This window comes from Pedobacter sp. (genome assembly GCF_965227205.1).
GTDB lineage: Bacteria > Bacteroidota > Bacteroidia > Sphingobacteriales > Sphingobacteriaceae > Pedobacter.
Genome location: NZ_OZ245727.1, coordinates 1,586,372 through 1,601,832, shown reverse-complemented (window position 1 = coordinate 1,601,832; position 15,461 = coordinate 1,586,372). Strand labels below are relative to the sequence as shown.

Here is a 15,461-nt window from a genome sequence, read left to right as displayed (position 1 = left end):
TTTTCAAATTCAATCAATTATCAATAATGAATTTGGAATAAATGTATAGTTTTGATACCGCCGATTTATGACAGCAATAGAGATTTTACAAAAATATTGGGGACACCAGGCTTTCAGACCCTTGCAGCAAGATATTATTACCTCGGTTTTAGAAGGAAATGATAGCTTAGCGTTGTTGCCAACTGGTGGAGGTAAATCTGTTTGCTTTCAGGTTCCGGCTTTGGTAAAAGAGGGGATTTGTATAGTGGTTTCTCCATTAATTGCCCTGATGAAAGATCAGGTCGAAAATCTGAAATCGAAAGGAATTGAAGCCATTGCCATTTACGCAGGAATGGGGAAACGTGAAATTGATATTCTGCTCGATAATTGCATTTACGGCAAAATTAAATTCCTGTATTTATCGCCCGAAAGGTTATTGTCTGATTTAGTTCGTGTGCGGATTTCTTACATGAACGTTAATCTAATCGCTGTTGATGAAGCACACTGTATCTCGCAGTGGGGTTACGATTTTCGTCCGCCGTACCAACAAATTGCAAAGCTTCGGGAAATTCATCCCGATGTTCCGGTTTTGGCTTTAACGGCAACGGCAACAGATTTTGTACGTAAGGATATTATCGAGAAACTGGAGATGAAAAATCCTCGGGTTTTTGTTAAAAGCTTTGCCAGAGATAATTTAAGTTATGTAGTTTTTAATAAGGAAGATAAATATAAAAAGCTAGTAGAAATTTGCAGAAATGTAAAAGGCACAGGTTTGGTTTATGTTCGCAATCGGCGGGAAACTGCAGAAGTTTCTAATTTTCTAAACCGCAACCAAATTAAAGCCGATTTTTACCATGCAGGTTTAGAACGCGATGTTCGTTTTCAAAAACAAGAAGATTGGAAATTGAACAAAATACGCATTATGGTGGCTACAAACGCTTTTGGAATGGGAATTGATAAAGCCGACGTTCGCTTCGTGGTGCATTTGGATTTGCCGGAAAGTTTAGAAGCCTACTATCAGGAAGCGGGTAGAGCAGGACGAGACGAAAAACGAAGTTATGCTGTTTTACTAGCTAATCAATCTGATATTTTAAGTCTTGAATCAAAATATATAAACAGTTTTCCATCACCAGATGAGATTAGAAAAGTTTATCATTATTTAGGAAATTACTTTCAATTGGCTTTTGGAGCAGGAGAGGGTTTAACCTTTACTTTTGATATAGCTGATTTCTGTAAACGATTTAATTTAAGTGTTTTAAAAACTATTTCTGCATTGAAATTTTTAGAACACGATGGGTATATCACACTTTCCGAAAGTGTTTTTCTTCCTTCACGGATGATGTTTCTTGCAAGTCACGAAGATATTTATCGTTTCCAAATTGAAAATAAAGCTTACGATAGCATTATCAAAACCATTTTACGATCTCACGGTGGCGCTTTCGATGGTTTCGTAAAAATTAATGAGGCAGATTTAGCCAAAAAAACCGGGTTATCTTTCAAAGAAATCATCGCTTTGCTGAATAAGTTACAATCTATAGAACTGCTAACTTATATCCAACAAACCGACCAGCCACAATTGCAATATATTCGCCCAAGAGTAGATATGGATCATTTTGATTTAGATGTAAAATACCTGGAGCTACGAAAAGAAATTTTGCTTAAACAAATCAATGCAGTGGTTGCTTATGCATCTTCTAATCTTTGCCGAAGCATTCAATTATTATCTTATTTTGATGAACATAATGCTTCAAAATGTGGCGTTTGCGATGTTTGTCTGGCCGAAAAGCGCATTGAAAATGAAGTTCATTTAAACGATGAAATTGAATTTGAGATTATTTCTTTACTTCAGCAACAACCTTTAAATTTAGATGACTTGGTTACCAGCGTAAAGAACGGCACTGAAAATGAACGATTGGAATCAATTCGTGAATTATTAGATGCCGGCAAAATTAAAACTGACGGTAAGAAATATTATCTTTAACCACTGTTTGGTTAATCGTAATAACTGGAGAAATTGGTTAAGCCACCATAACAATTAAACGATTTATCAATTTAAACAGTTAACCTCTTTAAAATTCAATGATAGAAAAAGACAATAAGAAAACCATCCGCTCATGGGCTTTCTTCGACTGGGCAAATTCAGCCTATAATTTAGTTATCACTTCAACAATTTTTCCGGTTTATTATGTTGCCATTACAACTACAAAAGAACATGGCGATGAAGTAACTTTTTTTGGCAAAACATTTATAAATACAGTTTTATCAAACTACGCTTTGGCATTTGCCTATTTAGTTATGGTGGTTCTACTACCAATTCTATCATCATATGCTGATGCAAAAGGTAAGAAGAAGTTTTTTATGAAGCTGTTTACCTATGTTGGCTCATTTGCTTGTATGGCTTTGTTTTTCTTTGATTTAAAACATTTGGAATTAGGAATAATCTGCTTTGTTCTAGCAGCAATGGGTTATGTTGGCGGGGTGATGTTTAACAATGCTTACTTGCCAATAATTGCTTCAACCGAAAACCAAGATAAAGTTAGTGCACAAGGATTTTCTTACGGTTACGTTGGTAGTGTTATTCTACAGCTTATTTGCTTTGTATTTGTTTTAAAACCAGAACTATTTGGAATTACAGATAAATCGCTTCCTGCTCAAATATCTTTTCTTTTGGTAGGTATTTGGTGGTTTTTGTTTGCTCAAATTCCTTTCAAGGCATTACCTAAAGATGTTGCTAATGAAGATTCCTTAAGCAAAGGCTTTATAAAAAGTAGCTTCAGCGAGTTTGCAAAAGTTTGGAAGCAATTAAAGCAGATGAGTTTCTTAAAAACCTATCTATTTGCTTTTTTCTTTTATTCGATGGGTGTACAAACCATTATGCTTGCAGCCGCTGGTTTCGGAGCGAAGGTTTTAAAACTGGAGTCAGGCAGTTTAATTGCAGTAATTTTAATTATTCAACTGGTAGCAATTTTAGGTGCATGGATGATGTCGAGATTAGCGAAAAAACTAGGTAATATAAACGTTCTGATAATTGTTGTAGTGATTTGGATTGCTTGCTGTATATATGGTTATTCTATTACTACTGAAAATCAATTTTATGGTTTAGCAGCAATTGTTGGTTTAATTATGGGCGGAATACAATCATTGTCTCGTTCTACGTATTCAAAACATATCCCTGAAAATACAACCGAAACGGCGTCCTTTTTTAGTTTTTATGATGCAACAGAAAAATTAGCAATCGTTATTGGCTTATTCAGTTTTGCTTTTATAGAAGGAATTACCCATAACATGCGCCAATCAATTATCGCTTTGGCATCATTTTTTATAGTTGGTTTAATCTTTTTGCTAATCTTGAGAAAAATCGAACGCAAAGAAACTCTAAAATTGTAAGTTTGTAGCTCGAATCGTAATTATAATAGATGAAAGTAGAATTGTTTGTTCCCTGTTTTGTAGACCAATTATATCCCGAAACCGCTTTTAATACTTTAAGATTATTAGAAAAATCGGGATGTAAAGTAGAATACAACTCAAAGCAAACCTGTTGCGGTCAACCTGCGTACAATGCAGGTTATTGGGATGAAGCCAAAGAAGTTGGGACTAAATTTTTGAACGATTTTACCGAAAACACCTATGTTGTTGCGCCATCTGCATCATGCGTGGGTATGGTAAAAGGTGGTTTTAACGATTTATTTACCAATACAATCGTTCATAACAAATGCCGCAGTTTGCAATCAAACATCTGGGAACTTTCCGATTTTTTAATCAACGTAGCTAAAAAAGATTATTTCGGAGCAGAACTAGAGGGCAAAGCCGTTTATCATGATTCTTGCAGTGCCTTACGCGAATGTAAAATTAAAGACGAACCTCGTCAACTTTTATCGAAAGTTCATGGTTTAGAAATGCTCGAATTACCTGATAACGATATGTGTTGTGGTTTTGGAGGTACATTCGCCGTAAAATTCGATGCAATATCTTCTGCAATGGCAGAACAAAAGGTTAATCATGCGCTTGCCCAACAAGCTGATTATATCATTTCGACAGATTTATCGTGTTTGCTGCATCTTCAAGGTTATATTGAAAAAAACAATCTTCCGATTAAAACTATGCATATTGCTGATGTTTTATGCAATGGGTGGTTAGAAAGCACTGAATATTAACAACTTTATTACCTCTGATTATTAGCTATTTAACACTTTTTAACAAGCATTAAGTTAAATCTAAAATACCTTTGTTAAACCTTTTTTTATCTTTCGTATCTAACAACAAAAACATAACAAAATGAAAAGAGTAATCTTCGCTTTATTAGGCGTTTTATCTTTAGCATCAGTGGCAAATGCACAAAAGAAAACTTCTGGAGCAATACAATTTGAAACCACAATAGACCCTGCCGCAATGATGGCCGCTAGTGGTGTTAAAATTCCTGAGCAAATGGCTGCAAGAATGCCATCAACTAGTAAATCAAATTTCGAATTATTATTTAATGCAACCAATGCAAGTTACATGCCTGTTGAAGAAACAGAAGACAGTAATGGTGCTGGTGGTGGTGGTGGCGGAATGGGCAGAATGATGAGAGGTTTCGGTGGTGCAGGTGGCAACAGAGAATATTATTATACGTTTGCTGATAAAAAATTAGTTGAAGTTTTCGATTTAAGTGATACTACTTACGTTATGCAGAGCGGATTAAAACTAAATACTTCAGGTCCAATTAGCACATTTGGTGGTATGGGAATGGGTAGAAATAATCCAAACGATACAACTAAACCAAAGCCAATTGTTCCTCCAAAAATTGAAGTTGTTAAAACTGATGCAACCAAACAAATTTTAGGCTTAACCTGTAATGAGGTTATCGTAAAATCTACACGTTCAGTTAAAATTTTGGATATGGATAAAGACGTAACTGAAGAAACGCACATTTGGTACACAAAAGATTTAGGTTTTGATTTTTCTCCAAACCCAAATATGTGGACTGAAGGAACGGTTTTAGCTATCGAAGGTAGAGGAAACAGCACTATTGCAAAAAGTATAGAATACAGAGGCGTAAGTGCAAAAGACGTAACAGCACCTAAAAAAGCAACAGCTATTACTGAAGCTGAATACAAGATTAAAATGGAAAATATGATGAAACGTTTTAGAGGAAACGGAAATAACAGACCAGGTGGAACTGGTGGACAAAGAGTTATTATGGTTAACTAGTTTCAAAAATAATTTTTAGAAGCCTGCTCAGTTAAATCGAGCAGGCTTTTTTTGTGAAAATTTTCATCATTAATAAAGTATATTTTTGGTTACACTTGGTTTAAATGGCAGCATATTTTTCAGGGCAATTACAAAATGATTATTATTGAGCAAAATTCATATTCTAAGCCAAATGCAAAACGATAATTCACTACTAAAAACAAAAAAACATTTCGAAATTTTAGATGGATTAAGAGGAGTAGCTGCAATATCGGTTGTATTATTTCATTTTATGGAGATAATATATCTCCCTAAAGAAAACTTTATGGCGCACAGTTTTATGGCTGTAGATTTTTTCTTTTGTTTATCAGGTTTTGTAATTGCTTATGCTTACGACAGCAGGATTGAGAAAATTGGTGTTTGGCAGTTTATAAAACTTAGATTAATCAGGTTACATCCTTTAGTAATTATTGGTTCAATTTTAGGTTTATTAACTTTTTTAATAGATCCTTTTAGTGATTTTTACTCCACATACGGATTTGGTAAAACAGTATTGTTGTTTTTATCATCGGTTTTTTTAATCCCATATCCGGTAATGTCTGAGCGTTTTTTTAATCTATTTAATTTAAACGCCCCCGCTTGGTCGCTTTTTTGGGAATACGTAGCCAATATTTTTTATGTATTAGTTTTATATAGATTAGGCCGTAACACCTTACAGATTTTTACATTTATCGCTGCTGGTTTAATTTGTTTTATTGCATTCAAGTCAACAAATTTAATGGGAGGTTGGAGTGGACCAACATTTTGGGATGGTGGTGTAAGAGTGCTCTATTCTTTTTTAGTTGGAATGTTAATCTATCGTTCAAACTGGGCAATTAAAAATAATTTCGGATTTGTAGGTTTATCAATATTGCTACTTTTAGCATTCATAGTTCCATTTAACGATAATTATAACTGGCTAACCGAACCATTAATTGTGCTGATTTATTTCCCGGTATTAGTTGCTTTAGGTGCAGGCGCAACGCTTAAGCCAAAATTAGAACCATTGTGTAAACTTTCTGGAGAAATTTCGTATCCACTATATATGACGCATTATCCATTCATCTTGATTTTTCTAACATATTTTGTAACTGTAAAACCAGATATGTCTTTACTTAAAATTACTGTGCCAATTTTTCTGGTCTTATTAATCATTTTCGCTTATTTGATAATGAGGTTTGTTGATGTCCCACTTCGTAATTACCTGAAAAATAAGTGGCTAAAAAGTAACTCTTAAATAGCTTGAATATTAGTTGTTAAAATAGATTCATTCAAGCCTAAACTTGCTTTTCTCTTTAAAAAACCGCATCTTTGCAGCAAATAAAATCACTTTGTATGTGATTTAGAAATAACATTATTTTTAAACCGTTCCAATATTCCAGCGTGATGAGGGGCAAAATCATAGTTGTAGATGATTAATATTACATTACCTGACGGCTCTGTTCGTCAGTACGAAAAGGGCACATCTGCTCATCAAATTGCATTATCAATTTCTGAAGGTTTAGCAAGAAACGTTTTAGCAGCCGAAGTTAATGGCGAAGTTTGGGATTCAACACGTCCAATCGAAGCAGATTCTTCTGTTAAATTATTAACCTGGAATGATGCTGAAGGGAAAACTACTTTCTGGCATTCATCTGCTCACTTAATGGCCGAAGCTTTAGAAGCGCTTTATCCGGGTACTAAATTCGGTATTGGTCCGGCAATTGAAACTGGTTTTTATTATGATGTAGATTTCGGCGACAAAGAATTTTCTTCGGATGATTTTAAGGCCATCGAAACCAAAATGATTGAATTAGCGAAGCAGAAAGAAACTTTCACTAGAGAAAGTGTTAGCAAAGCTGATGCAATTAAATATTTCACAGAAAAAGGCGATGAATACAAACTTGATTTAATTGATGGTTTGGAAGATGGTAAAATAACTTTTTACTCTCAAGGTGCTTTTACTGATTTATGTCGTGGTCCACACATTCCAAATACTGGTTTTGTAAAAGCAGTAAAACTGATGAATGTTGCAGGCGCATACTGGAGAGGTGATGAAACTAAAAAACAATTAACCCGTATTTACGGCGTAACTTTTCCAAAAGCAAGCGAGCTTACTGAATATCTAGCAATGATTGAAGAAGCTAAGAAACGCGATCACCGTAAACTTGGTAAAGAACTTGAGTTATTCGCTTTTTCAGAAAAAGTTGGTATGGGTTTACCATTATGGTTACCTAAAGGAACTGCTTTGCGTGAACGTTTGGTGAATTTTTTAACTAAAGCACAAGCAAAAGCTGGCTACGAACAAGTTGTAACCCCACACATCGGACATAAAAATCTATATGTAACTTCTGGACACTGGGAGAAATATGGTAAAGATTCATTTCAACCAATAAAAACGCCACAAGAAGGAGAGGAGTTCTTCTTAAAACCGATGAACTGTCCGCACCACTGCGAGATTTACAAAACTAAACCACGTTCTTATAAAGATCTTCCGGTTCGTTTTGCTGAGTTTGGTACTGTTTATCGTTACGAACAAAGCGGCGAATTACATGGTTTAACTCGTGTACGTGGGTTTACTCAAGATGATGCACACTTATTCTGCATGCCAGAACAAGTAAAAGAAGAGTTTAAAAAAGTAATCGATTTAGTGCTATATGTGTTTAAATCTTTAGGTTTTGAAAACTATACTGCTCAAATTTCGTTAAGAGATCCAGAAAACAAGTCGAAATACATCGGTTCTGACGAAAACTGGAGATTATCTGAAAATGCGATTATCGAAGCTGCAGCAGAAAAAGGTTTAAATACTGTAATAGAATATGGCGAAGCGGCTTTTTATGGCCCTAAGCTAGATTTTATGGTAAAAGATGCATTAGGTAGAAAATGGCAGTTGGGTACTATTCAGGTAGATTATAACTTACCAGAACGTTTCGAATTGGAATATACTGGTAGCGATAACCAGAAGCACAGACCGGTAATGATTCACCGTGCTCCATTTGGTTCACTAGAACGTTTTATTGCAGTTTTGATTGAACATTGTGCCGGAAACTTCCCATTATGGTTAAGTCCGGAGCAATTTATTATTCTTCCTATTTCAGAAAAATATGAAGAATATGCAAAAAAAGTTTTAGATGAATTAAATAATTCCGATATTCGCGGGCTGATTGACTTTCGAGATGAGAAAATCGGTCGCAAAATCCGCGATGCGGAGGTTAAAAAAATCCCTTATATGCTCATCATTGGTGAGAAAGAAATGGCTGAAGGTAAAATTTCAATCAGAAAACATGGAGAGGGAGATTTAGGAGAAATGACGTTGGAGGAGTTCAGCGGATTATTATTAAAAGAAGTAACAGTTTAAATTAAAAATTAATATTATACAAATTTGGCATTAGGAAGACCAGGATTTAACAGGGGACCACGTCCACCTTTTAAGAAAAAAGAAGCAGAACATAACATTAATCAGTTTATTAAATCGCCCGAAGTGCGTTTAGCTGGCGATAATGTTGAACCAGGGATTTATCCTTTGGCTAAAGCTTTGGCACTTGCTGATGAACTGGAATTAGATTTGGTAGAAATTTCTCCAAATGCTGTACCTCCGGTTTGTAGAATTATTGATTATAGCAAGTTTGTTTACGAGCAGAAGAAAAAGCAGAAAGAGATTAAAGCAAACGCTAAGCAAACCGTTATTAAGGAGATTCGTTTCGGTCCTAATACCAACGACCACGATTTCCAGTTTAAATTAAAACATGCCATTAGCTTTTTAGAGAACGGTGAGAAGGTTAGAGCTTATGTGCATTTTAAAGGTAGAGCAATTGTTTACAAAGAGCAGGGAGAGATTTTATTATTAAAATTTGCTCAGGCTTTGGAAGATGTTGGGAAAGTAGAGTTATTACCTAAGTTAGAGGGTAAACGTATGTTCTTAACAGTTGCGCCTAAAGTAGCAAAAAAATAAAAATAGGTTTATAAATTAAAAAACAGGTTATGCCAAAAATGAAAACCAATTCCAGTGCTAAAAAGCGTTTTTCGCTTACTGGAACAGGTAAAATCAAAAGAAACAACGCATACAAAAGTCACATCTTAACAAAGATGAGCACTAAACGTAAACGTGCACTAGGAAACGCTAGCATGGTAACAGCAGCAGATACTGGTAACGTTAAACGTATGCTTTGTATCGGAAAGTAATTTATTAATTCACCAGGTATCAGGCATTAAAGTTCCTTAAATTAAACAGGACGCCGCTTACCAAAAAACAACAACAACATGCCACGTTCGGTAAACGCAGTAGCTTCGAGAAGAAGAAGAAAAAAAATCCTTAACCTTGCAAAAGGTTATTGGGGAGCAAGAAGTAAGGTTTATACTGTTGCTAAAAACACAGTAGAAAAAGGTTTGCAATATGCATACCGTGACCGTAAAGTTAAGAAAAGAGAATTCCGCGGATTATGGATCCAACGTATTAATGCAGGTGCTCGTCAGCACGGTATTTCTTACTCTCAATTAATTGGTAAACTTGCTTCAAAAGAAATCGGTTTAAACCGTAAAGTATTGGCTGATTTAGCAATGAATCACCCAGAAGCTTTCAAAGCTGTAATTGATGCAGTAAAATAGAAATTTTCGCTTAGGCGATAATCATATTTGAAAAAGTCCTGATGCAAATCAGGACTTTTTTTGTTTTAAAGTGTTTGATCATCAATAGATGCATCGGGTGCATTAGTTTTTACAGATGCTATCCCGTTATCTCTAGAGCTTTCGCTTTCGTACATTTGGCTCGAACCAATAATTTGACCATTTGTTGCTTTCAAATTGAAATAAGCTTTACCATTAGTTGATGTTTTCTTTTCAAATTTCGAATCATCTTGCGAATTCTTTCTTACAGATTCGATTCCATTTTCGCAGCTGGATTTAGCTACGTAACCTTCGCTGCTTAAGATGGTTTGTCCATTACCTGCGTTTAGGTTAAACTGAAATTCACCGTTTTTTCTTTTACTGATTACAAATTTTCCCATTTCTAATTTTTAATTTATTGATTTAATTATTTATTAGGGACGATTTGAATTAAAGTTATAAATTCAGTTTTAAATAAAAAACTATTTGTAATCCATCTTGAATTTATTAAAATTCGGTTTATTGGCTTTCTTTCTATATAATTCAGATTCATAAATAGTTCTGCCTAAATTTTTCATAAAAGGAAAGCAAACGGTTTCATACTCATATTTGTTGTCATTGTAAATTCCATCTTCATTACTTTGAACCACCGCAGTTAATAGAAATTCAATTCCATTTTTAAAATCCACGAAGTAAGCGTTATCAATAATGAAACCGTAACTGTCTCCATATTTATTAAAAATCCTGATGTTCGAATCGAGATTTACGTTTTGTTCTCTTCCGTAATAAAGCATTTTAGCATAAGTTGGCCAAAATTCCTTAGCATCATATTTTCGAAAATCGCTTTCGGTAGGCAACTTGCTCATATAGGTATAAATCAATTTATAATCATCGGGTGTTAAATTATATTGTTCATTTTTTGGAAAAGCTTCAGGGAAAATTAGTTTTTTCATCAGTTTTTGTTGGTCTTCTATTGCAAAAGCATTTTTATTTTCCAAGCTAAAAGGTTTGTTTACTAATTTATCTGCGCTATCTAAATAACCTTTTCCCATAATTGTATTGGTTAATGTTAAATTATATTCTTTTGGGTCATACTGCGCATCTTGATTATAAACCAATTTCTCTCCATTATAAAATTTAATTGGATTGGTATGTTTTGACGTTTCTCCAGCATCGCCAACAGCCAAACGATTTAAAATTCTACTATTTATTAATCCGTTCTGCTTTAATTTTTCGTTTATTTCAGCACGACCAACAAATTCAAAAAGTCTGTTAAAAGCATCGTTATCGCTGGTAAGCAAAATCTTTTTTATGTAATGTTCTATTGATGCTAAGCCGTTTTTGCTAGAGGTATCTTGAGTAACTTTAGTTTGCCCTTTGAAAGCACTATCAGTTATCATTGTGCTTTTGGCAGTTAAGCTTGTATTTTTTAATCGATTAACCTTTTCTAAAGCAAAAATTACAGCAGCTAATTTGACTGTACTTGCAGGATAAAAATAATGATGGGCATCTAAATTATAGCTGAAACTTTTAAAACTTGGTTTATTTTTCGAATCGCGATTAATCTGGGTATATAAAATCTGAACTTGATTTTTATCTGGATGATTCAAGATGTTACCAAACAGTTCGGGTTTTGCCTTCATTAGCTTTTCTAAGAGCACTGTATCTGTTTTTTGTGCCATTGATGATAAACACATGATTAAAAGGAGTGAGGTAAAGAATGATTTCATGTTTTGCATTTGATCATTAAAGTTAAAATAATCATTTCTTAATCTTTTATTAAAATAGCTTAAAAAGCTTTTCGCTTTACACTTTGGTCTTTCATCTTTAATACCTACTTTTGCAGCGCTTTTGGTTTCCGGCCTTACAACCGGAATTAAAAGGGAATGCAGTGTAATTCTGCAACTGTCCCGCAGCTGTAAGCTCCAGAACGATTTTTCATTCAAAAAACCACTGATTCATATTCTGACTCGGGAAGGTAGAAAAAATCGGGAGTAAGTCAGAAGACCTGCCTTTAGCGAATAATTTCATAGCTTTCGGGGATTGAAGCTAGGATTGAGGTACTTAACGTTTTTCGTATTTTCATTTCCTTTCCTAATCTGTTGGCTGTGGGCAAAACTCACAATCAAATGAACAAAAAAAGAATTTTAATTGCAGCATGCCTGGGGTTTGCGCAGTTAACCTTTAGTCAATTAGCTAAAGCACAAGACAGTTTAAAACTGGAAGATGTTGTTATTAAAGCAACTAAAAACGACCAAAAGCAATCGCAAACTGGTAAGGTTGTAACTATCATTTCAAAAGAAGTTTTAGAACGTAGTCATGGTAAATCGTTACCAGAATTAATTAGCGAGCAGGCTGGAATTATCGTTGCTGGTTCAAGCAGTAATCCAGGTTTAAATAAATCAGTGTTTTTTCGTGGTGCCGGAAGTGCATACGCTGTTGTTTTAATTGATGGTATTGTACAAAACGATCCCTCTGGTAACGGTGGTGCTTTCGATTTGCGTTTAATCTCAATCGACCAAATTGACCAAATTGAAATTTTAAGAGGCGGACAATCGACTATTTACGGTTCTGATGCGGTTGCTGGTGTAATCAACATTATTACTAAAAAAGGTGGACCAAAAGGAAACACAATTTATGGTGTTGCAACTGCTGGTAGCTACGAAACTTACAAAGGAACAATTGGATTAAATGGTGGTGTTGAAGGATTTAACTATAACATCAACTATACTCAACACAAAACCAATGGTATTTCTGAAGCTGCAAACCCAGTTGGGAACAATACTGAATTTGATAAAGATGGTTTTAGAACGGGTGCTTTAAATGCAAACTTCGGAATTGAATTGGATAAAAACTTCACAGTTAACCCTTTTGTAAGATATTACTATGGCAACTATAGCTTTGATGGTGGTTCTTTTGTTGATGCTGGAAACTATTCAATTTTAAAGAATGTTGCCGCTGGAACAAATGCGAAATATGAATTTGGAACTGGTAAAATAACCTTAAATTACAGCTACGAGAGTACATCAAATGATGCACATAGCAGTTTCCCTAGCTTTAGTCAGGGTAAAATCAACATTGTTGATTTATTCTACAACCAAAAATTAGGAAACAAACTTGATTTATTGGTTGGTTTGGATAATAGATCAATGAAACTAAAATCAGGTACTCAAAGTCCTAATTCTAACATTTTTGCAGCATACACTTCATTATTCTTACATGATTTAAGCATCTTCAATTTAGAAGTTGGTGGTAGGTATAACAAACACGAACAATATGGAGAAAACTATACTTACTCTGTAACTCCAACAATTAATATCATTAAAGAAATTAAATTATTTGGAACAGTTTCAACAGCATTTAAAATTCCAACACTAAACATGTTGTTCGGTCAGTTTGGAGCTAATTTAGATCTTAAGCCTGAAAAATCTCAGAATTACGAAGCAGGTGTTAACTTCAGCTTTTCTGATGATAAATTTAGCTTAAGAATTGCAGGTTATAAACGCGATTTAACTGACGCAATTATTTATGCTTTTCCAGCGGGTTATGTTAATCAGGTAAGCCAAAAAACTAAAGGTTTTGAAGTTGAGCCTGCTGTTAAGTTTGGAAAATTTAACTTAAACGGTTATTACGGTTATGTTGAAGGAAATGAATTTAACTTCGTTGATAATGCAATTGCAGATTATTTATTCCGCAGACCAAAACACACATTTGGGGTTAATGCAGGCGTACAAGCTACCAGCGATTTATATGTAAGCGCAAATTATCGCTATTTTGGTAAACGTACTGATGGTAATTTTGCTACTTATACAGTAGATAATTTACCAGCATACAAACTGCTAAATGCTTATGTAGAATATGCTTTAGCTAAGAAACGCGTAAAGATTTTTTTTGATGCTAAAAACATCCTAAACGAGAAATACAACGAAATTATTGGTTATAATACCATGGGTTTCAACTTTAATACAGGCGTAAGTTTTAATATCCGCTAATAAAAAATTAACTTTGCGATATGATATCAGGCTTAATTCCTGATACTTTATACTTAATACTTTATACTACTCATGGCTCATTTAAAATTTAATCCACGTACGGCAATTTTATTATTGATGATTTTGATAATTACCGGATTTCGTTTGCTGGTAACTTTCAACTCTGATGAATTGAAATTTGCTAATTTTTCATCGATAGGAGCAGTTGCATTATTCGGTGGTGCTTATTTTAAAGATAATTTAAAAGCTTTTGCTTTTCCATTACTGAGTTTATTCTTAAGTGATTTTGTTTTAGCAACCACTATTTTTAGTAAATACAGTAATGGCTTTTTATACGAAGGCTGGTATTGGGTTTACTTAGCTTTTGCTTTGATGGTTTTAGTAGGCAGAGTTTTACTTAAAAATGTAACAGTAGTTAATTTGTTAACTTCAACATTTGCAATTGTTTTAATCCACTGGATTGTAACAGATTTTCCAATTTGGTACAATAATCCATCATATACTCAGGATTTAGCTGGTTTTTGGCTTTGTTTAGAAAGAGCAATTCCTTTTGAAATTAGATTCTTAGAAGGGACGATCATTTATGGTGCGATTTTATTCGGTGCTTTTGAAATTTTAAAGTCGAAATATCCAGTATTAAAATTGCAGACACAAAAAGTATAATTATTCTTTATACGAATTACTAAATCCTCTTTTGAAATTAATCAAAAGAGGATTTTTTTTAACTTTATTTCAGGTTCCATCATCCATTTTACCTATTACATCTTATGAAAGTTGTCTCTTTTCTTCCCGCTGCTACAAAAATGATTTACGACATGGGTTTGCAAGAATACCTCCATGGTGTTACTTTCGAATGTCCAAAAGAAGCTTCGGCTATGCCTAAAATTGTGCGATGCATATTAGAAGGTAAAAATTATTCAAGTATAGAAATTGATAAAATATTCTCTGCATCAAAAGCGCAAGGGAAAAGTTTGTATTGGGTAGATGATGAACTTCTAGAAAGTATTGCTCCAGATATTGTTTTTACTCAAGACATCTGCGAAGTTTGTAACATTGATACCGTTTGCACCGAAACTGCGGTAATGAAATTAAGCAAGCAACCTAAGCTTGTTCCGCTTTCGCCTAACAATTTACAAGATGTATTTGAATGCGCAATTACAATTGCTAAAGCTTTAGATAAGGAAGAAGTTGCATTGAAATACCTTGCTGGTTTGCAACAAAAAACTGATGCTATTTTAGACAAACTTAGAGCAAACAGAGCGCCATTAAAAAGAGTGATGTTGATGGAATGGATTCAACCAATTTACAATTGCGGACATTGGATTCCTTTTCAAATTGCTGCTGCAGGTGGTGTAGATATGCTTTCTAATCCTGCGGGGGATTCTATAGTTACCCAATGGGATAAAATTTTGAAATATAACCCAGAAGTTTTAGTAATTGCGCCTTGTGGTTTTGATGTTAACCGAAGTGCTGAAGAAATGAGTTTATTAACTTCAAAACTAGGATGGGATAATCTTGAAGCCGTAAAAAGTAACCAGGTTTACATAGCAGATTTTGACATGTTTACACAACCAAGCATTGGAACGTTGGTTGAAGGTATTGAAGCTTTAAGTTGTATGTTACATCCTGATATTTTTACACCAGATGAAAATATCGGCAAGAAATTTATCAATTACTCAGAAATAAAGGTTCATCATTAAT

14 protein-coding genes and 1 riboswitch are annotated in these 15,461 nt (G+C 34.2%); of the genes, 12 read left to right on the top strand and 2 right to left on the bottom strand.

The features are described from left to right. The first annotated feature begins 67 nt into the window (after positions 1-67). The 9 genes from ACO05K_RS06940 (at position 68) to rplT (ending at position 9,771) form a co-directional block, all read left to right on the top strand. The gene (locus tag ACO05K_RS06940; protein ID WP_421943718.1) at positions 68-1,960 is read left to right on the top strand and encodes a RecQ family ATP-dependent DNA helicase; all 1,893 of its coding nucleotides are present in this window, start codon (positions 68-70) and stop codon (positions 1,958-1,960) included. Between the two features lie 98 nt (positions 1,961-2,058). Further along, positions 2,059-3,366 (top strand): MFS transporter, encoded by a 1,308-nt coding sequence (locus ACO05K_RS06935; RefSeq protein ID WP_421943717.1) that lies wholly within the window; start codon positions 2,059-2,061, stop codon positions 3,364-3,366. A gap of 29 nt (positions 3,367-3,395) precedes the next feature. Continuing rightward, the gene (locus tag ACO05K_RS06930) at positions 3,396-4,133 is read left to right on the top strand and encodes a (Fe-S)-binding protein (RefSeq protein WP_316737274.1); all 738 of its coding nucleotides are present in this window, start codon (positions 3,396-3,398) and stop codon (positions 4,131-4,133) included. A gap of 121 nt (positions 4,134-4,254) precedes the next feature. Further along, positions 4,255-5,169, top strand: coding sequence for a hypothetical protein (locus ACO05K_RS06925; protein WP_421943716.1), 915 nt, complete (start codon positions 4,255-4,257; stop codon positions 5,167-5,169). A 172-nt stretch (positions 5,170-5,341) separates the two neighbouring features. After that, entirely contained in the window at positions 5,342-6,424 is a 1,083-nt protein-coding gene (locus ACO05K_RS06920) for an acyltransferase family protein (protein WP_421943715.1), read from the top strand. Between the two features lie 174 nt (positions 6,425-6,598). After that, positions 6,599-8,524, top strand: coding sequence for a threonine--tRNA ligase (gene thrS, locus ACO05K_RS06915; RefSeq protein ID WP_421943714.1), 1,926 nt, complete (start codon positions 6,599-6,601; stop codon positions 8,522-8,524). A gap of 24 nt (positions 8,525-8,548) precedes the next feature. Continuing rightward, positions 8,549-9,118 (top strand): translation initiation factor IF-3, encoded by a 570-nt coding sequence (gene infC, locus ACO05K_RS06910; RefSeq protein WP_421939479.1) that lies wholly within the window; start codon positions 8,549-8,551, stop codon positions 9,116-9,118. 29 nt (positions 9,119-9,147) lie between these two features. Then, positions 9,148-9,348, top strand: coding sequence for a 50S ribosomal protein L35 (gene rpmI, locus ACO05K_RS06905; RefSeq protein ID WP_056872807.1), 201 nt, complete (start codon positions 9,148-9,150; stop codon positions 9,346-9,348). A 78-nt stretch (positions 9,349-9,426) separates the two neighbouring features. Next, complete coding sequence (gene rplT, locus ACO05K_RS06900) at positions 9,427-9,771, top strand: 50S ribosomal protein L20 (protein WP_025144714.1); 345 nt, start codon at positions 9,427-9,429, stop codon at positions 9,769-9,771. Between the two features lie 65 nt (positions 9,772-9,836). Here the strand turns inward: rplT and ACO05K_RS06895 are convergent, their stop codons facing one another. Both ACO05K_RS06895 and ACO05K_RS06890 read right to left on the bottom strand, forming a co-directional pair. Beyond that, positions 9,837-10,169 carry a YegP family protein gene (locus ACO05K_RS06895; RefSeq protein WP_421943713.1) on the bottom strand — a complete coding sequence of 111 codons (333 nt, stop codon included), beginning with the start codon at positions 10,167-10,169 and terminating at the stop codon, positions 9,837-9,839. Positions 10,170-10,250: 81 nt separating this feature from the next. Beyond that, on the bottom strand, positions 10,251-11,498 hold the full coding sequence (locus ACO05K_RS06890) for a serine hydrolase (RefSeq protein WP_421943712.1): 1,248 nt from the start codon (positions 11,496-11,498) through the stop codon (positions 10,251-10,253). A 105-nt stretch (positions 11,499-11,603) separates the two neighbouring features. Next, positions 11,604-11,798: riboswitch (cobalamin riboswitch) on the top strand. A 99-nt stretch (positions 11,799-11,897) separates the two neighbouring features. Here ACO05K_RS06890 and ACO05K_RS06885 point away from each other — a divergent pair. The 3 genes from ACO05K_RS06885 (at position 11,898) to ACO05K_RS06875 (ending at position 15,460) form a co-directional block, all read left to right on the top strand. Beyond that, entirely contained in the window at positions 11,898-13,760 is a 1,863-nt protein-coding gene (locus ACO05K_RS06885) for a TonB-dependent receptor plug domain-containing protein (protein WP_421943711.1), read from the top strand. Between the two features lie 72 nt (positions 13,761-13,832). Next, positions 13,833-14,423 (top strand): DUF6580 family putative transport protein, encoded by a 591-nt coding sequence (locus ACO05K_RS06880; RefSeq protein ID WP_421943710.1) that lies wholly within the window; start codon positions 13,833-13,835, stop codon positions 14,421-14,423. 104 nt (positions 14,424-14,527) lie between these two features. Next, positions 14,528-15,460, top strand: coding sequence for an ABC transporter substrate-binding protein (locus ACO05K_RS06875; RefSeq protein ID WP_421943709.1), 933 nt, complete (start codon positions 14,528-14,530; stop codon positions 15,458-15,460). The last annotated feature ends 1 nt before the right edge of the window (position 15,461 follow it).